Below are 25,791 nucleotides of genomic sequence, written 5' to 3' on the forward strand. Positions count from 1 at the left end.
GTGTTTCATTTCTATTCTTGCTCTTGCTCATCCAAAATCTTTTCAAATGCAGCAGATACTTTTTCAAATTCCTCGTCATTCTCAATATATGAGAATTCACTATCTTCTTCTACTTTTAAAAAGAAAATATCAATGTCTTCCTCGGTTTCTGTTTGAATGTCTTCAACAAAGGCAACTGCAATATATTCAGCACCTTCGACATCCATCGCTCCAAGCACTTCTACTTCTTGCTCTTCGTTATTCTCATCACTAAGAGTAAACACTTCGCCAACTTCAATATCAGACATATTCATTCTCCTCCTGTCCAACTCTAATAAATAGAGTGTTTCAACTGCATACATACTAATATATCTTTCCATGAAAAACCAATTTCATACATAGGAAAAATCAAATTCTACTTCTTTCGTATGGGTATGCAGCTATAAGGAGCGCATGTTATCTTATAAAATCCATTCAACAATTGCATCCATAGTCTGTCTTGTTTTATCACGTTTTGGCTCTTCTTTACGGTAACCAAAGGCAACCATTACAGATACTTCAAAATTATCTTCTTTAATAATGCCTTCTTGACGAAGTAAAGAATCTACTTTCTCTTTATCAAATCCTTCTATTGGACAAGAATCAATGCCAATTTGAGCTGCGCTCGTCATCATATTCCCTAAAGCAATATAAGTTTGCTTAGATGCCCAATCAAATACAGCACGGTCGGATTGTAATAAGTTAAAATCTGTTTCTTGGAACTTTTTGAAGAATTCATATCTAATTTTTTGCGCGTCTTCAGGTAATTCAATAATATCATTCATCATATGTTTAATATAATCTGCATTATAATGCATATCTTTAATATTTCTTGAAAGAACAATGACAAAGTGGCTTGCTGTTGCAAGTTGCCCACCAGCACCCCATGAATATGGTCGTAGTTTTTCTCTTACTTCTTTATTTTGTACGACAACAAATTTCCAAGGTTCATATCCGAAAGAAGAAGGAGATAATCTGCCTGTTTCTAAAATGAATTTAAAGCCTTCTTCTGAAATTTTGTGCATAGGATCGAACTCTTTACATGCATGTCTGAAATGAAAAGCATCCATAATTTTTTCTTTTGTAGTTTGATTTGTATTTGTCATAAAAGTTCCTCTTTTCATTAATTTATTTTGTAACCAAATTATATTTTTAAAGTAACATAGAAACAAGTACGCACATTTATGTGGTATAGTATCAAAAAAGATACTAATGTTAAGGGAAGGGATTTATTATGGATTGTTCAAACGAAAATAATGTAAATTACCCATTTTTAAATAAATATTCTTGTCCAGTGGAAGCGATGGTTGAGGTCATTGGAGGGAAATGGAAAGGGGTAATTTTGTATCATCTATTAGATGGGACAAAGAGGTTTAATGAATTAAAAAGATTAAAACCTAATATCACGCAAAGAATGTTAACATTACAGCTGAGAGAACTTGAAGCAGATGGCATCATACATCGTGAAGTGTACCGTGAAGTACCTCCAAAAGTAGAATATTCGTTAACGGAGCTTGGTGAATCGCTTCGTCCAATGATTCTATTAATGATGGAGTGGGCGACTCATAATATGGAGAAAGTTTTGGAGAGTAGGAATGCACAAAATAATAGTAAATAGTTGAATTTGGTATAGTAGAGAGAACGGATGAGAAGTGATGTTAAGAAATAATATTATTGCACTGCTGATTCCTCTTTTTATTGGCGTTTTCAGGTGGTTATTATCAAATAAATATATTAAATACGCGTAGTTTTGAGTAGAGTGTAATTGTTTTATGTAAACTAATTATTGAGTTGCTCTCATCTATATAAAAACTTGTATACGTGATTCTATAATGGTAGGAAGGCACTTTTAGTTTAATACATAATACATCCATTGCTTTTAGGGAACAGTAATTCAAAACTTAAAACAATGGAGGTTATACTAATGCAAAAAGTACTTTTTTCTTTCTTTTGTATATTTTGTTTCGTAATTGGAAGTTCTTTCACTGTTCATGCTTTTTCTCCAAAGCATTTACCGATTTCTCAAACGTCAGATCGATGGAAAATAGAAATTAAGCAACCTGATAAAAAAACTGGTTTAGTTACATATAAAAAGGATGTTTTTGATACGTATGGTTTCGAGGTTCAAGATATTGGGAAGGACGCTTATCATGTAACCGTTGAAGTATTTCGAAATGAACCAGATTCTCAAACGAAGTATGAACTTTTCACTTCTAAAAAAGATCATGTGTTAAGTAAAGAAATTGCTTTTAATCATGCGAATTTTCCTATATCCGTTCAGTCTAATGAACTTGAAGTTATTATAACTTGGCAAGAAAAGCCTTCTAAAGTGTTGGAAAATGGACAAAAAGACTGTGAGGCGGAAAGAAAGTATAAACAGACATTTATATTTAAACAAAATTAAATTGTGCGAAAAAACTCCATTAAAAATAATGGAGTTTTTTATTATAACATTTACATTTTGAAAACACTTCACAATCATAACGTAGTAGGCGTATTAAAATACTTATTTAGTGTATTGTCTTTTAAAGAAGAAAGCGGAACCTTCACCTCACTACCTTCCTTCATATTCCGCAGCATAGCGGTTTCTGTACTAAGTTCTTCTTCTCCAATAATAAGCACATAAGGGATATTTTCTTTATTGGCATAATTCAGGGCACGTTTTAATTTGCGTCCTGCTAGTTCGAGTTCGATTTTTAAGGAAGTGGTAGAACGTAATTGCTGGGCAAGTTGTAAGCATTGTAATTCTGTCCCGAGCGGGATGATAAATACATCCGCTGTAGATGATATCGTTTCTTTCTGCGCTAGTGCTGTATAAATAACGTCTAAGCCGAATGAAATACCGACTGTTGGATAGTTCATATTATCACCGCGGAAAGCCCCAATAATATTATCGTATCGCCCTCCGCTACCGATGCTGGATGTAATTGATCCATCTTTTAAAAAGATTTCATATACGGTACCTGTATACATTGTGAGTCCTCGCGCTAAAAACGGATTAAATATAGCATTTTCATTTATTCCAAGAGCGATTAAATATTGCTGTAATTGTTGTAATTCGTTTACCCCATCTGCAACGAGTGGATTATTGAAAGCTTCTTTAAAGTCAGCAATTGAAAGCTGTAGACAAGATAATACGGTATTACATATCGTATCAGCCATTTCTTCAGAAATTCCGCGCTCTAATACATCTTTTCGTACGCCATCAATCCCAATCTTTTCGATTTTATCTAATGATAAAATGACGTCACTTGTTAATTCAGTAGGGATGTTAATGACCTGAAGAATACCATTTAACAATTTGCGGTTATTATATTGGATTGTTACTTCTAAGTTTAACGTTTGGAACAGCTCAAACGCCATACTCATAAGTTCAGCTTCTGCCATGACAGACTCAACACCGACTATATCAACGTCACATTGTATAAACTCACGAAATCTCCCTTGTTTAATAGGGCCATCTCGAAATACTTTCCCAATTTCATACCGTTTAAAAGGAAGGCGGATATTCGGATTCATTGCCACAACTTTTGCGAATGGAATGGTTAAATCGTAGCGTAAGGCAAGGTCACGTTTTCCTTGATCCTGAAGTGTATATATTTCTTTTAATATTTCATCACCACCGCCGTACTTGTATGACATAAGCTCATACATATTTAACGTTGGTGTTTCTAACGGTTTACAGCCATAACGTTCAAACGTATCCTCACACGCTCTTTTAATTTTATTTCGCAGTACTTGTTCCTCTGGTAAATAGTCTTTCGTTCCTTTTACATTTCTCATTTCCATCATAATCACTCCTTTTTAAATTAAAAAAAGCTATGCAGGTATAAAAATACCCACATAGCTTTATGAACGCTTCGTGGGTCAACAGGAAAAGCCCTGTACCCACGAAGAAAAATTTTTCTTCGGATACACGGCGTTACGTATGATGATGAAGTTGGAAAGAAATATTAAAATTTTGCATTACAAATCTCTCCTTAACATAAGTTTTTCCAAATTATATCAAATGATTTTTGAATTATCAATATTTTTAGTTTTGAAATATACGTGAAGTTATGTAGGAGAAATGGAAAAGGGTGTATAATAAAACTTAATAATATGAAATAACTTTTTTAAGGAGAACGCTATGAAAAAAGATAAAACAAATGCGATGCGAATATTAGATAAAGAAAAAATTGAATATTCGATGATGACATATGATCCAGAAGATGGGAAAATTGATGGCGTATCAGTAGCTGAGAAAATTGGACGAGAAGTGAGAGAAGTATATAAAACGTTAATCGCTCAAGGGAATAGTAAAAATTATCATGTGTTTATCATCCCGGTAGATGAGGAACTAAATTTAAAAGCTGCCGCAAAAGCAGTAAGTGAAAAGAAAATTGAAATGATTCCTGTTAAAGATATTACGAAAGTGTCAGGATATATTCGCGGTGGTTGTTCACCAGTCGGAATGAAGAAGTTATTTTCTACATGTATCGATGCGAGTGCCCAATTACTTGAAACGATGATAGTAAGCGGCGGGAAGGTAGGTATACAAATTGAGCTGAAAGTGGATGACTTGGCGAAAGTGACGAGAGCGCAGTTTGGTGAGGTAACGAAATAATGATACATAGGGAAAGAAGTTTTAGTTTTATTAAGTTTAGATAAAGATTTATAGGATAGTTAGTCCATTATGAGGGCGGATTATCCTTTTTTATTTACAAACTGGATAAACCAAATAAAGATTGAATGTTCAGTTTGATATAAACATATAATCTGAATCGTTTGTTTGGATTTTTGGGGACGACAAAGCCTCGGTGCGAGGACTTTAAATAAACAAGCAGAGTTACTCTTAAAGATAGACAAGTGACGGGAGAGTGTTTAATAGGGGTTCAAGAAATACTCAATCTTAGCTAGATGGGCATGGGGTGCTACCCTTGAAAGAGGATGTAGTGATTAATCATAGTTTATTGGGTTCTTCTTGGTTGATAGTAGTATAACATTATCATTAGTGATTCTAAATGTGATTATTCGTATATATTACTTTGGTTTTGTTATGTTTATATCTATGTTTTCTCTGCTTATAGATGGTGCATAACTTGAAATTGTATAATGTCTTTCCATAAATATTCCCTCATTGAGTAGAAGGAACGCCTATACTAGGAAATGAAAAAAAGGGATATTTTAACAATGTAACCGGATTTTATAGTAAAATAGGTATCATGGTATAAATGTACGTTTTAGATATGAGCCCAATGAAACATAGGCTTATAGAATTGAGAAAGACCTAAAAACAAATAAGTTATATATTTTAAGACGGTAATACTTTAAGTGGTATATTTAGGGAATTAAGTAACTTAAATGATTTAAAATTCAAACTATATAAAAGTTAAAGTATATGACTAAGGAAAAGAAGGTTTTGTAGTGTGCCACACATTCAAGAATTAATTCTTACATAGGAGTGCTTATATGAAAACTTTGAAGCATGTAATATTAGTATTATGTTTCTTATGTCTAAATGGTTGTAATCAAGAAAATGGAGCTGAGGTACAAGAATATATAAAAGAAAAACACGGTATTGATGTTGTTGTAACAGATTGGAGCCCGATAAATGAAAATAATGGTGGTAATACCTACCATACTGTACAAGAAAAAAATAACAAATATCTAAAATTTCGAGTAAAGGTACAAGGTCTCCTCTATTCGTATCTAGTAGGTGATGAATACCAATATGGGAAAAAAACATTTGAGGAATATAAGAAATTCAAACCAACTCTAGAAGAAATAAAAAAATTAGGATACGTGGAATCTGAAACGGAAAATCCTCTTCAATATATATTAGATAATAAAGATCCAGATGAAGGAAAACCTACTAATGAATTATTATTAACTTTGCAAATGAGTAACGAGATTGACTTTAGCCAATTGAATTCCGTAGAATTAGATCGTTTATATGCTCTATTTCTACTCATTCAGGAGAATAATAAAAAGATAACAGAACTAGAGATTAAGGATCAAAATGGTAAATCTTTAGGTGGTCCTTTTAAAAATGTGCAAGAAAAGATAACAAAAGAAGAACTGTTACGAACAATGAAATCTACGATGTCAGATGTCATAAACAAATATTAGTAAAATTGGATTAGAGTGCACAGCACAGTAGGGGTAAGATTATATGAAATGCAAAACGATTGATTCGCAATTAATAAAATCACTCTATAATCTGGCCCAATTGCTGAAAAATATGACCGGTATTTTTATAGCACTCTATTATTTCTGTACAAAAGGAGATTTTATGAGAGGGATATCGTCAGGTTTTTAGAAAATTCCCAGGTTAAGAATATGCAAATTTTTATGTGGATTTTCAGCTAATTCAGTAACAAACGAGAATTTTAAAACTGAGCTAGGATAGGAATGTATAAAAAATACATGGATCCATGTAAAAAAGAAGGTTCTCTTGTGAGAATATGTTTTCCTCTTTTCATTGACGCCGATAATGAGACGTTTTGATAACCTCACATGAATACTCCATTCATGTGAGGTTATCAAAATTGTTTTTGCTGATGGTATAATCAAAATCATGGAGGGATATTATGTTGATTTTTTATGTAATACCATTGTTTCTTATATCCGGTATTTCAATATTTTTATTTTTCTTATCTGTTTCACCAAAAATTAAGGCTAAAAATTTATCATTGATAATAATCTGTTTAGCGATAAATGTACTTACAATTCCAATTTCTTGTTTGGTAGGTTCGTTTGTTTCTTATAAACATGAGGCGTCAACAGAATTTATATATAATAATCCACTTTATTTTTGGAAAGGATTTTTCTTTATTCAAATAATACCGTTTTTCGTGCTATTTGTGGCTTTGATATGGTGGTTTATCCGTAAGGGTAAAGAAAAAATCGAAACATAGAATTTTAAAATAACTTCCGCTTTCGAAAACTATATAAATAAGCTGTTCAATGGATTCCCATAGAAAACTATGGTGAGATGAAATGTTTGATTTTGCAGTACTTCAAAATCTTAGCTAGATGGCTATGTATCGGTACCCCACAATAAAAAGGCAGGGACATATCAAATATGTCCCTGCCTTTGATTTTAGAGACATGTTTCCTAACAGTTGATTTTGTTAACGAAAGTCGACTTCAAATCCATATTTTGTTTGAAATAAAAGCATATAATAAAAGTATGAGGTGATGATGTGAAGGAGATAAACATTCATAAAAAAATTGCGGATAAGAGAAAAGAAAAGGGAATTACGCAGGAAGAGTTAGCGGCGTATATCGGTATTACAAAAGCGTCTGTTTCCAAATGGGAGACGGGGCAGAGTTATCCGGATATTACATTTTTACCACTGCTAGCATCGTATTTTAATATAAGTATAGACGAACTAATCTGTTATACACCGCAAATGGAACAGGAAGATATTAAGGATTTATATCATAGACTAGCGGAAGCTTTTAGTGAAGAACCGTTTGATGAAGTAATGATGGAGTGCAGGGGAATAATCAAAAAATATTATTCTTGTTTTCCGTTAATACTTCAAATGGGACTACTTTTTATTAATCACCATATGTTAACAGAGGATACGGATAATAGAATTGAAATTTTAGAAGAGGCAATGTCTCTCTTTAGCCGAGTGCAGGAAGAAAGTGATGATGTGTCTCTTGTGAAAGAGGCGGTATCGTTTCAAGCAACTTGCTATCTTATACTCAATAAACCGAATGAAGTATTGCAATTGCTTGGCGAAACGATACGTCCTAACGTTCCAGAGGAAGATTTAATCGCACAGGCGTATCAAATGCTTGGAAATACTGAAAAGGCGAATGAAATAATGCAAATTAGTATGTACCAACATTTAATACAACTCTTTGCGACCATACCGAATTATGTAGTAGTAAATGCCTCAAGAGTTGAAAAAGTAGAGGTGATTTTAAATAGAGCTTTTATGTTAATAGACATATATGAAATAGAAACATTACATCCTAATATGACTTTAAAAGTATACTATGCTGCTGCGCAAGTATATTGTATGCAAGGCAATTTTGAAAGAGCCTTAAAAATGTTACGGAAATATGCAGCGGTTTGTGCGGCGAGCTTTACAGTAAATAGTCTACATTTACATGGGGATTCCTATTTTGATGCGATTGATGAATGGTTTGCAGAGTTTCCACTTGGTGCTAAAACAGTTAGAAATGAAGAGATTATAAAGCGAAGTATGTTACAAAGTATTGCAGAGAATCAAGTTTTTGCTCCAATGAAAGATGTAAGAGAGTATAAAAATATAATAACGAGTTTGAAATTTAAATTGGATATAAAAGAATAGGGGGACAAAATGATGACTTTTGATGAATATGAAGTAGCGATTAATAGTGAGTTTACTTTGCAAGGTACACTCACTAAACCGAAAGCTGACGGGAAGTATGCGGCTGTTGTCATTATCGCGGGATCTGGAGAAATTGACCGTGATGGAACAATCGTACCGCTAAAGCTTGAGGCGAACATATATAAAGATTTAGCGCATGTAATGGCGAGACTTGGGGTAGTGACGCTCCGCTTTGATAAGCGCGGAGTAGGAAAGAGTGACGGAGAATTTCTGAAGACTGGAATGTGGGATTTAGTTAGTGATATAGAGTCTACGATTACGTATTTAAAAGAACAACCATTTGTTAATCCGGAAAATATCATTTTAGCTGGTCATAGTGAAGGTTGTATGTTAGCAACTGTAGTAAACGCAAGAACACCAGTAAATGGACTCATCCTTCTTACAGGAGCTGCGGAATCGTTAGAAGAAGCTACGAAAAGACAAAGAGAGATTGCTTATAAAGAATTAAAAGAACAAAAAGGAATAAAGGGAAAACTAATGCGCCTTCTCAATGTGGAGAAACGTGGAGAAAAGCAGATGGAAAAAATAAAAGAGAAAATGATGAATACAGAAAAAGATACGATTAAAGTTGGTTTTAAACCGATGAATGCAAAATGGTTTAGAGAGCATTTTCAGCATGACATTTATAAAGACTTACAACAAGTAACATGTCCAGTGCTAGCTATCGCTGGTGATAAAGATATTCAGGCTGACCCTGAAAGAGCTAAGCGGATCAGTGATTATGTGAAAGGTGATTCTGAAGTATATGTAATAAAAAATATGGATCATAGTTTGAAAGTTTTTGAAGGTGAGTTTAAAGCATTAGATTTTAAAAAGAATTATGAAGAAGGGGCAAGAAAACCACTTCATCCAGAGCTGGAAGAAATAATTATAAATTGGCTGGAATCATATTTTATCCCCGGTAGTAGGACTCTTACATCAAAATTAGGTGAATATGAGGAAGATGGAAGGGAGAGTAACTGCCTGTAAAAGACAAACTGGTGTGGGGGAATGGTAGGTGTAAGTACTTCTGTAGTTTCAAACATATTCCCCTGAGTGTAGGTTCTATAAATACCCTATAAATAATCCAGGCTATTTAATATTAGGAGGAAGCCAACTATACACATAATCCATGATAGGACTGATCCTGTACTATTAGCAATTTTCATTCGAAGCCTCTCGAGAGGTTTTTGCATCCACCGACCAAATAGGAGATAGAAGAGAAACAGCAGGAGAGAGGGCAGTACCATGATCAAGTTGTATCCCGCTAAAATAGAAGACCATTGTATCAAGGATAGATTAGAAGTAGTAAGTATACCAATTGCTGCAAAATAAGGAAATGCAGTACCCACTTCAATTAATGTAGTAGTGAATCCTAGCGCGATCATTGAAAAAATGTTTTTTGATTTTGGTAAGGGGATCTCTGAATTTTTCTTTGGTGGAATATAGAAGCTTGCAATGAATAATATGACACCAATAATGAAGAACGACCAGCTTACGATTCGGTTTTGAAGTAAGCCAGAAATAAACTTAAACAAAAAATCTAATCCTAACATGAGTGAAACGCCAACAGCAAAATAAAAGCCTGCTACCGTCAATAAATAAACGAATAAACGTTTCGTGAGACGCTCTTTATCTGTTAAAAGTAGATATATTGTTACTCCTATTGTAGTAGGGCTTAGCGTGTCTAAAATAGCTAAGCCGCCTATTAGGAGAAGTTGCTCTGTACCCATTGTGCCTTCCCCCTTATTCCGGCTCAGGATTATTTTTTTTAGTCATAAAAATGGCATATGCCTCGTTCATAAACTGAAGCACATCTTGATCAATTGGATATAAACTTAGCTTCTCTGATTGTTTTGGGGACATTCGTATCTCCCAAAGCTTATTTAGAAATTCATCCTCACCTTCAAATTCTTCTAAGCGTTTTTCCTCCATTCGTCTTATGATATTTTGAACTTTCGTTGCTTTTGGGCCATCCTTCATATAACGCTTTAACTGGCCGATGAGAGCAATCCATTCAAGTGAATCAGAACAGTCACTTGCCATTTTAGGAACCTTTTCCAATAGTTTTATTTCTTTTTCTTTAAATACAGATTCGCGATAATACTGTTGTATATCTTTATCTTTGCTGGATAATTGCATGATTTTTTGAATCGCGATCCAGCTTTCTTCTCCCTCTAACGCAATTCCATTTATCATTTCTCGTAAGGATAATTCTATTTTCTTTAAATTTTTCTGCTCATTTATTACATAAGATAATTGGCTCTTTAAACTATCCGACCAATCCCACTCATTGAAGTCGAGCATATGTTTAATCTCTTGTAACGGAAATCCAACCTTTTTTAAAAATTGAACTTGCTGAAGTTTTTTTATTTCTTCATTTGTATATAAACGATGGCCACCCTCTGTTTTGGATGCTGGTTTTAATAATCCGATTTTATCGTAATAACGCAGTGTCCTTACTGTAACGCCTGTCAGTTCTGCAACTTTATTAATGTGTATCAACTGATAAACCTACCTTTCTGTACGTTAAGATTTTATCTTTAACGATTATTTTCTTATTTCGCATCTAACCTTCTTTACTAAGAAGATTTTTAAGTAAGTAGCCTGCTCCTAATCCAATTAGTGCACCAGGAAATGCATGATCCAGTAGCAGTCCAATACCTGCACCTATAATGACACATCCATAAATAATAATATCGCCCTGTTTCATATGAAAACCTCCTATTTTTCTAATTTCTTTTATGAAATTGCTAAATAGTAGCTACTTAACAGTATATAAAATGACCCAACGTCAACTTCAAGTGTTTTTGATTATTATTAATACATTTATATAAACCTTTAAAGCGCCCTCTAACGGAAGATTTAATTTCAAAATATTTTGCGGGCTTATCGTTCCAAAATATTTATACTAAAATATATAATACGGGGGTGTGGTTAATGGGTAGAAAGATTAGTTTTAATAAAGAGCAAGCTTTAAATAAAGCTATGTATTTATTTTGGGAGAAAGGTCATAAGCCGAGCTACTCTCTACGATAGTTTTTGAGGTAAGGATGCACTATTTAAACTAGCTGTGGAACATTATAAAAACTTTGGTGCCTTAGCATACAAAATTCACGTATTGTTCTTGCTATCCTGAGGTGAAATGGGAGGGAATGTCTTTTGGGAAGCATGCCTGTAAAGTTATTTTTTAAATCAATCCTATTTTTTTTCTTATGCGGTATTGTTGTTTATTCTATATTTCAGATTATGTTTGTCTGGAGTGCTTCGACAGGATTAGGAAGGGATGATATAGTCGGATTTTCTGATAATAAGTATGTAATTGGTCGTCCACCTGTTAGCTATAATTTATATAAAAAAGATAGTGGGGAAACTATATTAGATAATGTTATTGGTTATAAAAAAGGAAAAACGAAAAGCTATGTTCGGAATGAAATCGAATTTGTAGTGATAAATGAGATAAAGGGTAGCTATGAATTGTATAAAATAGAAAAGGCTTCAGAAAAGGATATAGAACGGCTGAAAGAAATGCAGAAATTGGAATGAAAGAGACTATTTGAAGGATAAAAATGCTATTGGGTTGAAATAAAATTTAATAAAATACTAACTTCAGGATTTTTCATTTTTAACAAACTTAATTGGAATTTTACAAATGCACACATGTTATTGTTAAATCTAAAAAATGGTTTAGACTGATAACTGAGTTTTATTTCATGAAAAAAGTCAGCATAAAAATAAAGCATTAGGAGTTCAGTCCCATGTCTATCAAACTAATTAAAGTTTTTTTTTCAGAGATAGAAAGGAAATGAAATCATGGAAAAATCAATAAAAAGTGAATTAATTGGAATGTTTATCTTTAATGAAACTTTACATACATATGTACAAAACGAAGGAAAAGTACATTGGGAATTGGATGTTAGAAATGAGCATGTACAAGTACATGAAATGCTGAAAAGAGCAGAAAAGCTTTATGTATATTTAGAGGAATTTGATAAAAAAGCTAAGCTTGCTATAGCGGAAGAATTAATAGAGTATAAAAATGATTTTTGGCCTGAATATGATGAGAATGATGAACATTTAGATTGGGATGCTGTAGATGCAGGAGAATATGATATGACGAAAGAAACATTTGAGCAATCTATTACTCTTATGGACATTGTAATGAGAGAAAATGATATATATTGCGAATACAATGATGGAGATGTATTTGGTGGCCATAGAATCCATGCTTCTTTTGACAATGAGTACAATTTATTAGCTGCAGAGATTTAGCTTTGAGAGATGCAAGTGAAAAGGATTGATTACTATAATCAATCCTTTTTTTCATTATTATAAGATAACGGTGAAATCATAGGGAGAAAGTTTCATAGTTTTAATACGGTCCCCACTCAATATTCACGCCAACAATAAGAAAAATAAGTCCAATAATAAACCAAATGAATGCAAGTGGAGCCATAAATCGAATCCATTTTCCATAAGAAATACCGCTCGCTGCGAGAACGCCCATTAAAACACCGGAAGTTGGATTGAGGCAGTTCACTACACCTTCGCCGAGCATAACAGCTTGTACTGTAACTTGGCGTGTAATGTGCATGAAATCAGCTAATGGAGCTAATATCGGAATGAAAATCACAGATTCACCTGTTCCGGATGAAATAAGGAAATGTAATGCAGCACTACTTACATACATACCGATAACGCCAAATACAGGGCTTTGTCCTTCGAGAGACTGTGCGAGTTGGTTAACGATTGTATCAAGTAATTTTCCCTGTTCCAAAATGACTGAAATACAGCGAGCCATTCCGACGATTAAAGCACCGTATATGAGATTTTGGCAGCCTGTTAGAAAAGTAAAAGCGATATCGTTTGCTTTCATGCCACCTATGATTCCCGCTGTAATTGCTATGAAAATAAAAGTGGCAGTCATTTCTGCGTCTGTCCAATGTAGACGAAAAGCGCCGATTAAAAATGCAATTAACGATAAAGCTGAAACGAGTAAAATTAATTTATGACGTATTGTCCAAGGAACTTCTGTTTTCTGCGCTTCTTTTCCACTTGAAAGAGCATTACTTGGAAACCAGTTATCTCCGAGTATGCTTCCTTTATTCGAATTTTTTAAGCGTTTTACGTACCAATTAATATATAGAATGGTAGCAAGTAAAAAAGAGAGATAAATTGCTGTGCGTAAACCAATTCCTGAAAACATTGGGAGTTCCGCGATTTTTTGTGAAATGCCTAAAGGTGAAGGAGATAATATAGTAGCATTAAAACCAGCATAAGTCCCTAAATAAATAATTGCTACGCCGACGATAGCGTCCCATTTTAATGTGCGTGCAACGATGATGCCGATGGGGATAAAGCCGATAACCGAGTTAACGATAATACCAGTCGTTCCGAGAATAGAAAAGAGTGCGGCGACAATACATATGAAAAGTAATTGCTGATTACGAAATTTGTTAATAACATGATAGATTAAACCGTCAAGAGCACCTGTTTTTTCAAGAATAGCAATAGCGCCACCCGTAAATAAAATTAAGAAGATGATCGGAGCAGCAAGTGTCATTCCTTTTTCAATAGCGGTAAAAAAAGAAACAAACCCTACCGGTGATTGCGGAACAGAATGATAACTTCCTGGTATTGTCGTTGTAACAGTCCCGTTTGTAACTCTTTTAAATTCTCCAGCAGGAACGAAATAAGTAGCTATTGCACATAGTAAAGCAATAAAAAATAGTAGTACATACGCATCAGGCATTTTAAACTTTCGTTTACTAGGTTGTTTTTTTACTTCAGTTTGTAATTGCATAAAACCCCTCCTTTTTCACCTAATTAATTTTTAATATTCTGAAATTTATCTGTGAAATAGATTATAATAAAGGTGGCTTCTTAAGGCAATAGTTTTTGTGTCCTTTTCCTGCATATATAAATTATCGCAACAATAGACAGGGAAACGAAAATAATCCAAGAATATGTTAAATAGAAAGTAAAAAGAAAAGAGGGAAAAAGATGTGGAAAACTACAGATCTATGTGATGAGTTTGAAAATGAATTACAAATATGTCGCCAATCTTTTCGGTCTTTTGGGAAGAAAGAACAATTCCACGGGAAAATTGCAACGGTAAAAGTGAAGGATGATAATGTACTAGTGAAGGAAGGATTGCAAACATTACCAGAAGGAACGGTATTAGTTGTTGACGGTGGAGCCTCTACGAATTGTGCGTTACTCGGTGGTAACTTAGCAGCTATTGCAGAGGAAAGAAAGTTGGCAGGGATTATTGTGAATGGATATGTTCGTGATTCTAGTGAACTAAAGAATATAAATATAGGTATTTTAGCGTTAGGAACAATGCCGAATAGAAGTGTTAAAGAAGGGAAAGGAGAACGAAATATTTCATTGCAATTTGGACAAGTAGAATGGAAGCCGGATGAATATGTGTATGTGGATGAAGATGGCGTCATTATTAGTGAAAAGAGTTTGCATCGTTAAAGGTTAGTAAGTTACTATTCTTAGAAAATAAATCCGATAAAGCATGGACAAAATTCTTTGTCAATAGTAAAATAATACAGAAATTTAAAATTAACAGAATGTATAGGTTTATCGTTTTACGATAACTTAAATGGAAGTAAGTTGTGCCTAGAAAAGTGAATGTTATCACAATGATACGTTCATGAACAAAATTATTTTTCCTATACAAATATAGCCGCGAATGATGCGGGTAGGAGGTGTTGCACAGTTTGTTCGACACTTACAAAAAAAGAGTGTCAATTGCACGCCCTTGAAGGGCCTTTTTTTGTGTGAATAGTAGTAAGGGAGGGAATTTTGGGATGGCAATGTTAAAAAAATGGCTGCTTACGTCGTTAATGGCAGTTACACTTGTATTTGTTTCTTTTGCGAATACAGTACATATTACGTTTGCTGAAGGAAATACAGCAAAACTTGCAATTATTGGTGAATCACAAAAGGGCATTATGTTATGTCCGAAAGAAGAGCAAATTAAAGATGGGGAAACAGCTTTAAGCTTGCTACAAAAAGTCATGGGGGACAAAGTAGAAGCTGAAACGATGTCGTTTGGAACGTATGTAAAAGGCATTGATGGCTTAATGGCCGGGGCTACAAGCGGCTGGCTATATGATGTAAATGATCAATCTGCAGAAGTTGGAGCGGATAGTTATAAATTAAAATCTGGAGATGTCGTTGTTTTCCGATTTGTTTCAGATTGGAACAATATGAGTCAAGAAACATTACAACAAACATTAGATAAATTTGGTACTTGTAAAACTGTAGAAGAACCAAAAACAGATGATCCAAAACAAGAAAAACCAGAAGAACCAAAGACGGATGATCCAAAACAAGAAAAGCCAGAAGAACCAAAAACGGATGATCCGAAACAAGAAAAGCCAGAAGAACCGAAGACGGATGATCCAAAACAAGAAAAACCAGAACAACCAAAGCAAGAAAACATTCAAGTTCCAGCAGCACAAGTAAATGACGCGATCTCTAAAACATCTGAAAAAATGTTACAAGATGGAATTGAAAGTGATTGGGTAGCGCTAGGTCTTTCTCGTTCTGGAAAGGATATACCAATCGAGGCGAAATTAAATTATGTTAAGGCTGTAACTGAAAAGGTAGAAAAGCGCGTTAATCGTTTTTCAGCGACAGATTTAGCTAGAACGATTATTATGATGAATGCAATGAATGCAGACCCAAAAATGGTAGGCGAACATAATTTAGTTCAAAAATTGTACGAATCAGATAAAGTGAATTCTGTTACAGGTTATACATTTGCTTTACTTGCATTTGATACGAAAAAATATGAAATTCCAGTAGATTCAAAATGGAATCGAGTTGCTTTAGTAGATGCACTTTTAAACGCGCAACATACAGATGGCGGCTGGACTTATGATAGCGCAAGCAGTAAAGACAGCGCGAGTAGCGTTGATGTAACAGGTATGGTTTTATCAGCATTAGCTCTTTATCAAGACCGAGCAGATGTGAAACCAGCAGTGCAAAAGGCTGTCGCATACTTATATAATGAACAACTAGAAAATGGCGGTTTCTCTGCTGATGGACAAGAAAATTCTAATAGTGCTGCGCAAGCTATTATTGGATTATCCCTTGTGAAAGATGTAGATCAAAACCGTCTTCATAAGGCAGTGCAAAATCTATTGTCATATCAACTTCCAAATGGTGAATTTAAATGGTTACCAGGCGATCAAACCGGTAGCGGAATGGCAACAGAGCAAGCATTATTAGCTTTACTTCAGTTTAGAGACCTTGGAAAATCGATTTATGACTGGTCAACTGAATCTGTTATTGAAATCGATAAGAAACCAAATGTAGATTCAGAAAATGTTGTAGTAGAAAAAGAAGTTACTGAACAACCAGAAGAACAAAAACAAGTGCAACAAGAAACAAAAGATGACAATTTAAAAGTTGTTGTTGATAACGAACCGGTTAAACATAAAAAATCCGGAAACGGTAGCACATTACCAAAAACAGGAGCATCTTCTCATAGTGCAGCGACAGAAGTAGGTATGGGTGTATTATGTATTGCTTCTGCATATGTATTATGGAGACGTAAAGCAGCTTAACAAAAATTAGGAGCAATCATTTGCTCCTAATTTTTAATATGAAAGGTGAGAGACAACATGAGTAAGATGAAGTGGTTTATTTCTTTACTGCTTTCACTTGGGTTACTTGCCGGATGTGAAGAGGCAGCTGTAAAGCCTGAGAAGAAAGTAGAACCGAAGCAAGAAGAGGTAGCAAAACAAGAAGAGAAAAAAGATGAAGCGAAACCGGAAGAAAAGCCGGAGGAAAAACAAGCTGAACAAGAGCAAAATAAGCAAGAAGAGCAAAAAGAGCAAAAAGAGCAAAAAGAGAAACAAGAACAAAAAGTAGAAGAGAAGCTAAAAGAAGAAAAGCCACAGACACATCCAGAAGTAAAGAAGGAAGAAAAACCTCAGGAACAGACTGCTGTTAATAAACAACCAGAACAGCAAAAAGCACAAGAAGAGAAACAACAAGAGCAACAACCGAAAGCACCAGAAGTAAAAGAAGAAGCGAAGGTTGTAAATCAGCCGAAAGAAACACCGAAGCAGGAGCAAAAGAAAAATCCAGAAGAGAACAATAGTGTACCAACTCCGCCAACACCGGTACCACCACCAAAGCCAGTACCACCAGTACCACCAGAACCTAAAGCAAAACAAGTCACTATCTCAGTAAAAGGTAATGAAGGATACTTATTGGCTGCGAAAAAGGTTGATGTACAAGAAGGTGATACTGTTTATAAAGTATTGCAACGTACAGGTTTAGATGTGGATGCGAATGGATCTAAAGGCGATATTTATGTAAAAGGGATTAATGATTTATATGAAAAAGATATTACCGCTACTAGTGGATGGAAATATCGTGTGAACGGTGCATTCCCAAACCATAGTGCAGGTGTAGTTACAGTAAAACCAGGCGATACAATCGAGTGGGTGTTTGTATTAAAATAAGAAAGGCATTCGGTAAAGGACTATGAAAATAAGTTTTTCTTCTTTACATCCTTTTGTGAATTTTTCCTATTATATCGGGGTGATGATACTATGTATGATGTGTCTTCATCCTCTTTTTTTAATTGGAGCAATACTATTAATCGTTATTTTAAATGTGATGCAAGGGAATAGCGAAAAGATAAGAAAGATGTTACCGAGCACAATTGTATTCTTTTTTATGGTCATTTTATTTAATTCGTTATTAACGCATAGAGGGCGAACTACATTATTTTGGTTAGGTGATAGTCGTATTAAACTTGAGGCAATTATGTTTGGGCTAGTAATGGGGTTATTACTAGTGGCGATTATGTTTACGTTTGCTTCGTATAATGATATTATTTCAAGTCATAAATTTTTATATTTGTTTTCTAGAATTTCACCAAAAGTAGCACTGTTAACGATGATTACAGTGAGGTTTGTTCCTTTGTTTATGAGGCGATTACAGAAAATAACACTTGTCCAAAAAACGAAAGGTGTACAAGTAGATGCAGGTTTCATTGTGGAACGCGTGAAAAATGGTATGCAACTATTGCAAGTATTATTAATTTGTTCGTTAGAAGATGCACTGCAAACGGCAGATTCTATGCAAGCTCGTGGATTTTGTGTAACGAAGCGCACGACATATATTCGGTATAGAATGGAAAGACGCGATTGGTACACGCTCAGTTATTTAAGTATTCTATTTATAGCTGCTATTATATGTAGTACGTATGGCGGGGGAAAGTTAATCATTTATCCGAAAGTCGAATCTATTTTATTTCAGCAATACGATGGGATGATGTTTGTCGTATTTACTATGTTTATTAGTTTACCAATTATAATGGAAGGACGGGAATGGATATGGTGGCGCATGCAGAAATAAACAATTTATCATTTGTATATGCTGATGAAAACGAAAAAGCGTTACAGCATATTTCTCTTTCTGTTCAAAAAGGAGAGTTTATTGTACTTGCTGGAGGATCAGGATCCGGGAAGACGACTTTATTAAAACATTTAAAAAAAGAATTACTTCCAATTGGTAAGCGTACTGGGGATACATATTATGATGGTACTTTATTAGAAAATGTACCGGATTTGTTATCTGCCCAAGAAATTGGCATGGTATTTCAAAATCCAGAAAATCAGCTCGTAATGGATACAGTTATTCAAGAATTAGCATTTTCTTTAGAAAATATCGGGTTACCATCACATATTATTCAAAAACGAATAGCAGAGCTCATTAGTTTCTTAGGATTTCAAGATTTATTGCACCAATCTGTTCATACGTTATCTGGCGGACAGAAGCAACTTGTTAATTTAGCTGCCGTATTAGTGATGCAACCGAAATTATTATTATTAGATGAACCGACAGCGCAGTTAGATCCAATTGCCGCAAAAGAGTTTTTAGGATTGTTAAAGCGTATTAATGAAGAACTTGGAATTACAATCGTTTTAAGTGAACATCGTTTAGATGAAGTAATACCACTTGCAACGCGCGTTATTTGTATGAGTAACGGCCAAATCGTGTATGACGGTAGTCCGAAAACGGTTGTAGCAAATATGTGGGAAGTAGAAAAGTACCGGCCATTTATTCCGCAAATTCCAAGATTGTTTTTAGAGTGGAATGCGAAAGATATTCCGTTTACAGTGCGAGAAGCACAAATGAAAATGAATGATTTTTCAGCGATATCATATGTAAATGAGCCAATAGTACAAAGTGAAAAGCAAGAAGTCATTTTAAGTGCCGAGCATATTTCGTTCCAATATGAAAAGAATAGTCCGCTCATTTTACGAGATTTAACAGTATCGATTGAAAAAGGAAAATGGGTAGCTCTCGTTGGAAAAAATGGTACAGGGAAGTCTACACTGTTAACGATTTTAGCAGGGTTACAAAAAGTGAGAAGAGGGAAAGTAAAGTGGAATGGGAAAGTGATACATAAAATTGATTCGAAAGAACGATTTAAAAGTATTGGGTATGTATCACAGCATCCGTATTATCATTTTACATTTGATACAGTGTGGGGCGAGGTGTATGAACGAGCACGTGAATTATATGGAGAACAAGGAAAAGAAATAGCAGAACATCAGCTTAAAAAGTTTTGGCTATATGCACTTAAAGAACGCCATCCACATGATTGTAGCGGGGGAGAGCAACAACTACTTGCATTATGTACAACGTTATTATCAAAGCCGGCGTTATTATTACTAGATGAACCGACAAAGGGACTAGATCCGTGGAAGAAAGAAAGAGTAGGAGAGCTATTTAGAAAACTGCAAAAAGAAGGTACAACAATTGTAATGGCAACGCATGATATTGAGTTTGCAGCGAAATACGTGGATCAATGTATGATGTTATTTGATGGAGCAGTCATTATGAATGATGCACCGAAAGAATTTTTTAGTGGCAACTTCTTTTATACAACATCTATCAATCGATTCATTCGAAAACAATTGCCATATGCATTAACGTGGGAGGATGTGTACGAAGCGTGTCCAAACGATATGTTGCATTCATAATATGTATTTTTGCAGTAATAATAGGCACATTACTCTTTACTACACTTATCATGGATGGGTATTACATGTTAAGTAGTTTGTTTTTATTAGTCGTTATTATGTTACCTTTCTATATCCGCTTTGAAAGAAAGGCATTTGTTTCACGTGAAATTGTTCTCGTTGCTGTGTTAGCGGCAATTGCAGCAGTAAGCAGAGTACCATTTTCTATTTTACCAAGTGTACAACCAACTTCTTTTGTTATTATCGTTTCTGCGATCGTCTTTGGAAGCGAAACTGGTTTTATGATCGGTGCAACAGCAGCTATCGTATCTAACATCTTTTTAGGACAAGGTCCATGGACGCCGTGGCAAATGTTTTCATGGGGTATGATTGGTTTTATAGCTGGATTATTACGTAATACATTTTTAATGAAAAAGCTATGGGGAATACTACTATACGGATTGTTTGTTGGATTTTTATTTGGCTGGATCATGAATTTCTGGGGGCTTCTCGGTTTTATACGAGAGGCAACGTGGGAAACAGTCATTTCGTATTATATCGCAAGTTTTTATTTCGATTTGAGCCATGCAATTTCGAATGTTGTTTTCTTACTATTATTTAGTACGTCTTGGATTACGATTCTTACAAGATTTAAAAAGAAATATGGCATATTGGATAAGCATAACATGGTATAGAAAAGCATACTCATATAAGGTAGGGTCGCGACTTACATATTCGTTTGCCTCTTTCATGCTTCTTACATATTGTAAGGAGCATTTTTTATTGTCAAAAAATAGTCCAATATATATCCGTTACTATATAAAATTATTTGTATAATAGTAGGTGAGAATTATTTTCAAAAGGGAGGTGTATAGTTAATGAAGTTAGTTATTCCGAAGCAACATGGTGCATGGGCGATGCTTGTTATACCATTTCTATTAAGTGTCATACTTGGGAAACCTACTATGTATCATATTCCATTGTTTTTAGCTTGGTTCTTTATCTATTTAGCTACGTATCCATTTCTTATGTACATAAAACAAAAACGGAAAAAAGAGTATTTACATGCTTCAATTGTATATTTTATTATTGCGTTCATATTTGGGATGATTTCTCTATTATATGAATGGCGCATTCTTTTATTCGTAATAGTCATGATTCCATTCTTTATAGTAAATATGTATTACGCTCGTCAAAAAAATGAAAGAGCATTATTAAATGACGTTAGTGCAATTATTGTTTTCTGTATAGGTGGTTTAGTTAGTTATTATTTTTCAATGAAACTGATAGATAAAACAGCATTATTTATTGTGCTTATTTCATTTTTATATTTTTTAGGAAGTACGTTTTATGTGAAAACGATGATACGTGAGAAAAATAATCCGAAGTATCGTTATATATCTTGGGGTTATCATATCATGTTAACGGTCATCGTATTTGCTATTAATCCGTGGTGTTCTCTTATTTTTATACCAAGTGTCATTCGAGCCATTATATTGTATGGCAAAAAAATTTCAATTATAAAAGTAGGGATTTTAGAAATTGTGAATTCTGTATATTTTTTAATCATAACGGCAATAATTATGAAGTATGCCATTTGAAAAAACTTCCCACCTTATGATGGGAAGTTTTTTCAATCTTGTTCTAAAATGTGAACGGTGTAGTCGCAGCGTTGAATAGCTTGTTCGATTGCATAAAGAGATTGTTCAATACGAGCGCGATTAAAATCTTTTTCAACAGTCTGTAGTGCTGCTTCTAAACAATGTTTTGCTTCTTGTAATGATTGAAAAGAGTCTTGGACATATCCGCGGGCATTTTCGTGCATTTCATAATCCTCCTTGCATATTCATATATGTATAGTATGAACAGTAAAGAAGAAAATATAATTTGTTATATTTGTTTGACAATTAAAATGAAATTACGTATAGTAAGAATTAAGTGAATATTTTCTTATCCAGAGAGGTGGAGGGACTGGCCCGATGAAACCCAGCAACCGCGATGCAGGTGCTAATTCCAGCAGAACATATTTGTTCTGGGAGATAAGACGAAGATATACGTAACTTCTTCTTATCGGAGAGGTTTTTTTATTGCAAAAAAACCGATTACGAAAATTTACATTAAAAAGAAAGGGGTTGCGCATTACTGTGACACTCGAAAAATACGTAAAACTGCGTAGTACAGTTTATGAATATATGATAGAGCAAGATAAGCCAATATCATTGTTAGATATTCAAGAACATATCGTTTCGCATCATGAAGGAAAATTCACGAAAAAGATGTTACATCAATTTTATTTATCAAGATTATTAGATGAACTGAAACTGGATGGGAAAATTACATTAGCTGATGAATATCTCTATACTGAAAAAGGGGTATTTTATAAAGCGAGAAAAGGGAGCTAAGCTCTCTTTTTTTGAAGTATGTAGAGTAAAAGACTGCTTAAGCAGCCTGATACAGGGAATGGTGTTGAGTGTGTAGTGTCAAAAATTGAATGTGCCTGAAAGAGGCAATTCATATCGGCTGCAAATGAAAATAGACACCTTCGCCGAATAGGTGTCAGTCGTTTTGTCACATAGACTTGCTATTTGACAGTTATTAGAATAACATGCACAGGTTTGGAAGTCAAAAGGGAATTAAAGGAAGAGGTGTTGTTATGTACGCTTATTTAATAAAAGAACTATATAGGCATATTCCGAAATATATTATTGATAGAGGATATGAATATTATGAAGATGGACATGTAGAAGATGTTGAAATACATGATAATAAAGTATTTGCATTTGTAACTGGAAATGCAGGGAATTATGAAGTGGTCATCGATCTCGAAGATTTTTCAGAAAGTAATTGTGAATGTCCATATGAAAATTATTGTAAGCATATGGCGGCAGTTGTTTATGATATGCAAGATGCTGGTGAGAGTAAGGTGAAAGAGAAACTGAAAGATTTAGAAAAGGAAGAGTTACTCACAGTATTAAATCGTTTATTGCAAAGTTCAAAAAACGTACAAATTGTAGAGAAGATGTTAAAGAAGGGGAAACTTTAACTTATAGAGGGAGTTGTTTTGTAGTGAATGTACTCATTGTATACGCTCATCCTAGTCCTTCAAGTTTTAACGCGGCAATTTTAAATCATGTGCAAAAAGGACTACAGGAAACAAATCATTCAGTTACCGTACTTGATTTATATAAGGAGCAATTTGATCCAGTCCTTGTATTTAATGAAGAGAAGAAAAGACGTGATTTAGTAAATGAAGAAGAAACAGCCAGGTACAGAACATTAGTAGAAGAAGCAGATATGCTTCTATTCATCTATCCGATATGGTGGTGGGGGATGCCAGCTATTTTAAAAGGGTTTATTGATCGCATTTTCGTAGCTGGATTTGCTTATAAATATGAAGGGGCCCTGCCGAAAGGCTTATTGAAAGGTAAGAAGGCATGGGTAATTAATACGTTAGACTCACCGTTATGGTACGTCGCATTACTATATCGATCAGCAGATTGGATTATAATGAAGAGAGGTGTTTTACGTTTTTGCGGCATTCGCGATATAAAACGGTCAGTATTTCAATCTGTGAAAACGAGTAAACGAGAGAAGCGGGAAAAGTGGTTATTACAAATAGAAGAAAAGGCTCGTACATTATGAATGAAATCGATCGAATTATAAACTGTTGTGGGTATGATAACGAACTTTTTCGAACGTATATTACATGTTTACTTCAATTGAAGAAATGTAGCGAAACATTTCAGCAAATTCAAATACAATTAAGAAATGATTACTTAATAAGAGGAATTTGTGAAAGAGAAGTTGATGAAGTAGTAAGGGGAAGTAAGGAGTATGAAATGCATTTTCTTCCTAAAGCTTTACAGTGGAACTTCTTGAGGGAAAATCCACATCAGATTGAAAAAGTATGTGAAGACTTTTTTGCATTTGAGGCATTACATCTTACAGAGATAGAGTGGAAGACCATAATAAATTGCATGGGAAATAAATGATTTATTATATAAAAAAGCTAGTATAAAACTAGCTTTTCGTTTAAATAAATAAGAAACATAGACTAATGATAAAACCTGCATATAGTAAGTTCACAACGCAAAATCCCATAATATCACGAGCGCCTAAACCTGCTATCGCTAATGCCGGTAATGCCCAGAATGGTTGAATTAAATTCGTCCAAGCATCTCCCCAAGCAATGGCCATCGCTGTTTTTGCAGCAGGTACACCAAGTTCAGCGCCAGCTGGAATCATAATGGGTGCTTGCACAGCCCATTGACCGCCACCAGATGGAACGAAAATATTAACGATGCCAGCACTTAAAAAAGTAAAGAGCGGGAAAGTTGTTTCGTTTGAAATGCTAATAAAGAAATTCGAAATAGCTCCTCCAAGTGAAAGGCCTTCACTATTTGCTCCAATCATCATCCCCATAATTCCTGCGTAAAATGGAAATTGAAGTAGAATGCCAGAAGCGCTTTTCGTAGAGTCTGAAAAAGCGCGAATATATTGAATCGGAGTACGGTGGAAAACGAGTCCAGCAATTAATAACATAAAAATAACGATGTCTAGCGTAAGGTTAAAGCCTTTCGTATAAAAGTAGTTGAAAATATAAATGAGACCTAACAATCCAACGCAAAGTGTAATAATGATACTATTTTCCATTTTCTCAGCGAACGTATTTTTCCCTACCTCTTGAGCGGCAGCTTCTTCATGGAACACGCTAGGGTCTACTGTAATCGTATGTTTTTCATCTGGATGCATTGCCTTATTAATGAGAGGCATCGTAACTAAAAAGATAATAACTGGAACTAGGGCGTATGGTGAGAATAACGTTTCAGTGATTGGAATCGCTTCTTTAATACTTCCAGCTGTCGTTTTCATTAACGTTTCTCCGCCTGTTGCTAACGTAAGAGGGATAGAAGCAGAAAGCCCCGCATGCCAAATAAGAAATCCAGAGTAAGAAGAGGCAATGGCTAGCCTATAATCTAATCCTTCCAGCTGCCTTGCTACTTCTTTTGCGTATAAAACAGATACAACAATACCAAATCCCCAGTTTATGTATGCCCCTAGTAAACTTACAATTGAAATGGCAATAATACCTTGTCCATTCGTTTTTGGTAGTCTTGCCGCTTTCGTTAATCCTTTTTTAATGAGTGGCGCGTTTGCTAAAGCAGATCCTGTCACGAGTACAAGTGCCATTTGCATAGAAAAGGCGAGAAGTCCCCAAATACCATTACCCCAGTGATTAATCATTTCCACAGGTGTTTGATGCGTTGCAAACATACCAAAGAAGATAACGAAAACAGTTAATAAACATGATAAAATAAACGGTTCTGGTAAGAAACGTTGCACTAAAGCGACGCAACCATTTGTAAAAGAACGAAACAAAATAGATCAACCTCCTTATGTATATGTATTACAAT

General features: G+C 34.5%; 29 protein-coding genes, 1 pseudogene and 1 riboswitch. Of the genes and pseudogenes, 21 read left to right on the forward strand and 9 right to left on the reverse strand.

Features of this window, described 5'->3' with window-relative positions; genetic code table 11:
- Positions 1 to 11: 11 nt before the first annotated feature.
- Together QCI73_RS11120 and QCI73_RS11125 are read right to left on the reverse strand one after the other, a co-directional pair.
- Positions 12 to 293 (reverse strand): DUF1292 domain-containing protein, encoded by a 282-nt coding sequence (locus QCI73_RS11120; protein WP_001997837.1) that lies wholly within the window; start codon positions 291 to 293, stop codon positions 12 to 14.
- 147 nt (positions 294 to 440) lie between these two features.
- Entirely contained in the window at positions 441 to 1,124 is a 684-nt protein-coding gene (locus QCI73_RS11125; protein ID WP_353822920.1) for an NAD(P)H-dependent oxidoreductase, read from the reverse strand.
- Between the two features lie 128 nt (positions 1,125 to 1,252).
- Between QCI73_RS11125 and QCI73_RS11130 the strand changes: the two genes are divergently transcribed.
- Together QCI73_RS11130 and QCI73_RS11135 are read left to right on the forward strand one after the other, a co-directional pair.
- Positions 1,253 to 1,636 carry a winged helix-turn-helix transcriptional regulator gene (locus QCI73_RS11130; protein ID WP_000340660.1) on the forward strand — a complete coding sequence of 128 codons (384 nt, stop codon included), beginning with the start codon at positions 1,253 to 1,255 and terminating at the stop codon, positions 1,634 to 1,636.
- Between the two features lie 306 nt (positions 1,637 to 1,942).
- Positions 1,943 to 2,422 carry a hypothetical protein gene (locus QCI73_RS11135; protein ID WP_262725430.1) on the forward strand — a complete coding sequence of 160 codons (480 nt, stop codon included), beginning with the start codon at positions 1,943 to 1,945 and terminating at the stop codon, positions 2,420 to 2,422.
- A 74-nt stretch (positions 2,423 to 2,496) separates the two neighbouring features.
- Here the strand turns inward: QCI73_RS11135 and QCI73_RS11140 are convergent, their stop codons facing one another.
- The gene (locus QCI73_RS11140; RefSeq protein WP_353822921.1) at positions 2,497 to 3,807 is read right to left on the reverse strand and encodes a histidine--tRNA ligase; all 1,311 of its coding nucleotides are present in this window, start codon (positions 3,805 to 3,807) and stop codon (positions 2,497 to 2,499) included.
- Positions 3,808 to 4,147: 340 nt separating this feature from the next.
- Here QCI73_RS11140 and ybaK point away from each other — a divergent pair, with 340 nt between their 5' ends.
- The 5 genes from ybaK (at position 4,148) to QCI73_RS11165 (ending at position 9,359) form a co-directional block, all read left to right on the forward strand.
- Positions 4,148 to 4,624 carry a Cys-tRNA(Pro) deacylase gene (ybaK, locus tag QCI73_RS11145; RefSeq protein WP_353822922.1) on the forward strand — a complete coding sequence of 159 codons (477 nt, stop codon included), beginning with the start codon at positions 4,148 to 4,150 and terminating at the stop codon, positions 4,622 to 4,624.
- Positions 4,625 to 5,469: 845 nt separating this feature from the next.
- Complete coding sequence (locus tag QCI73_RS11150) at positions 5,470 to 6,129, forward strand: hypothetical protein (RefSeq protein WP_483299569.1); 660 nt, start codon at positions 5,470 to 5,472, stop codon at positions 6,127 to 6,129.
- A gap of 461 nt (positions 6,130 to 6,590) precedes the next feature.
- Entirely contained in the window at positions 6,591 to 6,917 is a 327-nt protein-coding gene (locus QCI73_RS11155; RefSeq protein ID WP_098946583.1) for a hypothetical protein, read from the forward strand.
- Positions 6,918 to 7,205: 288 nt separating this feature from the next.
- Positions 7,206 to 8,330, forward strand: coding sequence for a helix-turn-helix domain-containing protein (locus QCI73_RS11160; protein ID WP_353822923.1), 1,125 nt, complete (start codon positions 7,206 to 7,208; stop codon positions 8,328 to 8,330).
- A gap of 12 nt (positions 8,331 to 8,342) precedes the next feature.
- Positions 8,343 to 9,359, forward strand: a complete 1,017-nt coding sequence (locus tag QCI73_RS11165) for an alpha/beta hydrolase family protein (RefSeq protein ID WP_000141803.1) — start codon at positions 8,343 to 8,345, stop codon at positions 9,357 to 9,359.
- Between the two features lie 86 nt (positions 9,360 to 9,445).
- Here QCI73_RS11165 and QCI73_RS11170 read toward each other — a convergent pair whose 3' ends face one another.
- From QCI73_RS11170 to QCI73_RS11180, 3 genes are all read right to left on the reverse strand, one after another.
- A complete protein-coding gene (locus tag QCI73_RS11170; RefSeq protein ID WP_353822924.1) occupies positions 9,446 to 10,102 on the reverse strand; it encodes a GAP family protein in 657 nt (218 codons plus the stop codon).
- Positions 10,103 to 10,115: 13 nt separating this feature from the next.
- Positions 10,116 to 10,874 (reverse strand): MerR family transcriptional regulator, encoded by a 759-nt coding sequence (locus tag QCI73_RS11175; protein WP_327922956.1) that lies wholly within the window; start codon positions 10,872 to 10,874, stop codon positions 10,116 to 10,118.
- A gap of 64 nt (positions 10,875 to 10,938) precedes the next feature.
- Positions 10,939 to 11,082 carry a hypothetical protein gene (locus QCI73_RS11180; RefSeq protein WP_262725438.1) on the reverse strand — a complete coding sequence of 48 codons (144 nt, stop codon included), beginning with the start codon at positions 11,080 to 11,082 and terminating at the stop codon, positions 10,939 to 10,941.
- A gap of 227 nt (positions 11,083 to 11,309) precedes the next feature.
- On the opposite strand from QCI73_RS11180, the pseudogene QCI73_RS30845 reads away from it, so the two are divergent.
- The 3 genes and pseudogenes from QCI73_RS30845 to QCI73_RS11195 all read left to right on the forward strand — a co-directional run.
- Positions 11,310 to 11,412, forward strand: a pseudogene (locus QCI73_RS30845) (TetR/AcrR family transcriptional regulator); the annotation flags it as partial.
- 128 nt (positions 11,413 to 11,540) lie between these two features.
- On the forward strand, positions 11,541 to 11,915 hold the full coding sequence (locus tag QCI73_RS11190; protein WP_012644490.1) for a hypothetical protein: 375 nt from the start codon (positions 11,541 to 11,543) through the stop codon (positions 11,913 to 11,915).
- A 267-nt stretch (positions 11,916 to 12,182) separates the two neighbouring features.
- Positions 12,183 to 12,641 carry a DUF2262 domain-containing protein gene (locus tag QCI73_RS11195; RefSeq protein WP_327922957.1) on the forward strand — a complete coding sequence of 153 codons (459 nt, stop codon included), beginning with the start codon at positions 12,183 to 12,185 and terminating at the stop codon, positions 12,639 to 12,641.
- 100 nt (positions 12,642 to 12,741) lie between these two features.
- On the opposite strand, the gene QCI73_RS11200 is transcribed toward QCI73_RS11195, so the two are convergent.
- On the reverse strand, positions 12,742 to 14,172 hold the full coding sequence (locus tag QCI73_RS11200; protein ID WP_353822925.1) for a YfcC family protein: 1,431 nt from the start codon (positions 14,170 to 14,172) through the stop codon (positions 12,742 to 12,744).
- 200 nt (positions 14,173 to 14,372) lie between these two features.
- Here QCI73_RS11200 and rraA point away from each other — a divergent pair, with 200 nt between their 5' ends.
- From rraA to QCI73_RS11235, 7 genes are all read left to right on the forward strand, one after another.
- On the forward strand, positions 14,373 to 14,852 hold the full coding sequence (gene rraA, locus QCI73_RS11205; RefSeq protein ID WP_262725441.1) for a ribonuclease E activity regulator RraA: 480 nt from the start codon (positions 14,373 to 14,375) through the stop codon (positions 14,850 to 14,852).
- A 338-nt stretch (positions 14,853 to 15,190) separates the two neighbouring features.
- On the forward strand, positions 15,191 to 16,957 hold the full coding sequence (locus tag QCI73_RS11210) for a DUF4430 domain-containing protein (RefSeq protein ID WP_353822926.1): 1,767 nt from the start codon (positions 15,191 to 15,193) through the stop codon (positions 16,955 to 16,957).
- 57 nt (positions 16,958 to 17,014) lie between these two features.
- On the forward strand, positions 17,015 to 17,863 hold the full coding sequence (locus QCI73_RS11215) for a DUF4430 domain-containing protein (protein ID WP_353822927.1): 849 nt from the start codon (positions 17,015 to 17,017) through the stop codon (positions 17,861 to 17,863).
- A 22-nt stretch (positions 17,864 to 17,885) separates the two neighbouring features.
- Positions 17,886 to 18,764 (forward strand): energy-coupling factor transporter transmembrane component T, encoded by an 879-nt coding sequence (locus QCI73_RS11220; RefSeq protein WP_353822928.1) that lies wholly within the window; start codon positions 17,886 to 17,888, stop codon positions 18,762 to 18,764.
- Complete coding sequence (locus tag QCI73_RS11225) at positions 18,737 to 20,398, forward strand: ABC transporter ATP-binding protein (protein ID WP_353822929.1); 1,662 nt, start codon at positions 18,737 to 18,739, stop codon at positions 20,396 to 20,398. Before QCI73_RS11220 ends, QCI73_RS11225 begins: the two co-directional genes overlap by 28 nt.
- A complete protein-coding gene (locus tag QCI73_RS11230) occupies positions 20,371 to 21,072 on the forward strand; it encodes an ECF transporter S component (protein WP_353822930.1) in 702 nt (233 codons plus the stop codon). Before QCI73_RS11225 ends, QCI73_RS11230 begins: the two co-directional genes overlap by 28 nt.
- A gap of 183 nt (positions 21,073 to 21,255) precedes the next feature.
- Complete coding sequence (locus QCI73_RS11235; protein WP_353822931.1) at positions 21,256 to 21,978, forward strand: YwiC-like family protein; 723 nt, start codon at positions 21,256 to 21,258, stop codon at positions 21,976 to 21,978.
- Between the two features lie 32 nt (positions 21,979 to 22,010).
- Here QCI73_RS11235 and QCI73_RS11240 read toward each other — a convergent pair whose 3' ends face one another.
- Positions 22,011 to 22,202 (reverse strand): hypothetical protein, encoded by a 192-nt coding sequence (locus tag QCI73_RS11240; protein ID WP_000544998.1) that lies wholly within the window; start codon positions 22,200 to 22,202, stop codon positions 22,011 to 22,013.
- A gap of 122 nt (positions 22,203 to 22,324) precedes the next feature.
- Positions 22,325 to 22,423: riboswitch (SAM riboswitch) on the forward strand.
- A 98-nt stretch (positions 22,424 to 22,521) separates the two neighbouring features.
- On the opposite strand from QCI73_RS11240, the gene QCI73_RS11245 reads away from it, so the two are divergent.
- The 4 genes from QCI73_RS11245 to QCI73_RS11260 all read left to right on the forward strand — a co-directional run bounded on the left by QCI73_RS11245 (position 22,522) and on the right by QCI73_RS11260 (position 24,369).
- Positions 22,522 to 22,779 carry a hypothetical protein gene (locus QCI73_RS11245; RefSeq protein WP_000171478.1) on the forward strand — a complete coding sequence of 86 codons (258 nt, stop codon included), beginning with the start codon at positions 22,522 to 22,524 and terminating at the stop codon, positions 22,777 to 22,779.
- 251 nt (positions 22,780 to 23,030) lie between these two features.
- The gene (locus QCI73_RS11250) at positions 23,031 to 23,420 is read left to right on the forward strand and encodes an SWIM zinc finger family protein (protein WP_062923344.1); all 390 of its coding nucleotides are present in this window, start codon (positions 23,031 to 23,033) and stop codon (positions 23,418 to 23,420) included.
- 23 nt (positions 23,421 to 23,443) lie between these two features.
- Positions 23,444 to 24,019, forward strand: coding sequence for an NAD(P)H-dependent oxidoreductase (locus QCI73_RS11255; protein ID WP_001101676.1), 576 nt, complete (start codon positions 23,444 to 23,446; stop codon positions 24,017 to 24,019).
- Positions 24,016 to 24,369 carry a group-specific protein gene (locus QCI73_RS11260; RefSeq protein ID WP_353822932.1) on the forward strand — a complete coding sequence of 118 codons (354 nt, stop codon included), beginning with the start codon at positions 24,016 to 24,018 and terminating at the stop codon, positions 24,367 to 24,369. Before QCI73_RS11255 ends, QCI73_RS11260 begins: the two co-directional genes overlap by 4 nt.
- Positions 24,370 to 24,409: 40 nt before the next feature.
- On the opposite strand, the gene QCI73_RS11265 is transcribed toward QCI73_RS11260, so the two are convergent.
- Positions 24,410 to 25,756, reverse strand: a complete 1,347-nt coding sequence (locus QCI73_RS11265; protein WP_046198436.1) for a short-chain fatty acid transporter — start codon at positions 25,754 to 25,756, stop codon at positions 24,410 to 24,412.
- Between the last annotated feature and the right edge of the window lie 35 nt (positions 25,757 to 25,791).

The organism is Bacillus cereus group sp. MG16 (genome assembly GCF_040459875.1).
GTDB lineage: Bacteria > Bacillota > Bacilli > Bacillales > Bacillaceae_G > Bacillus_A > Bacillus_A paranthracis.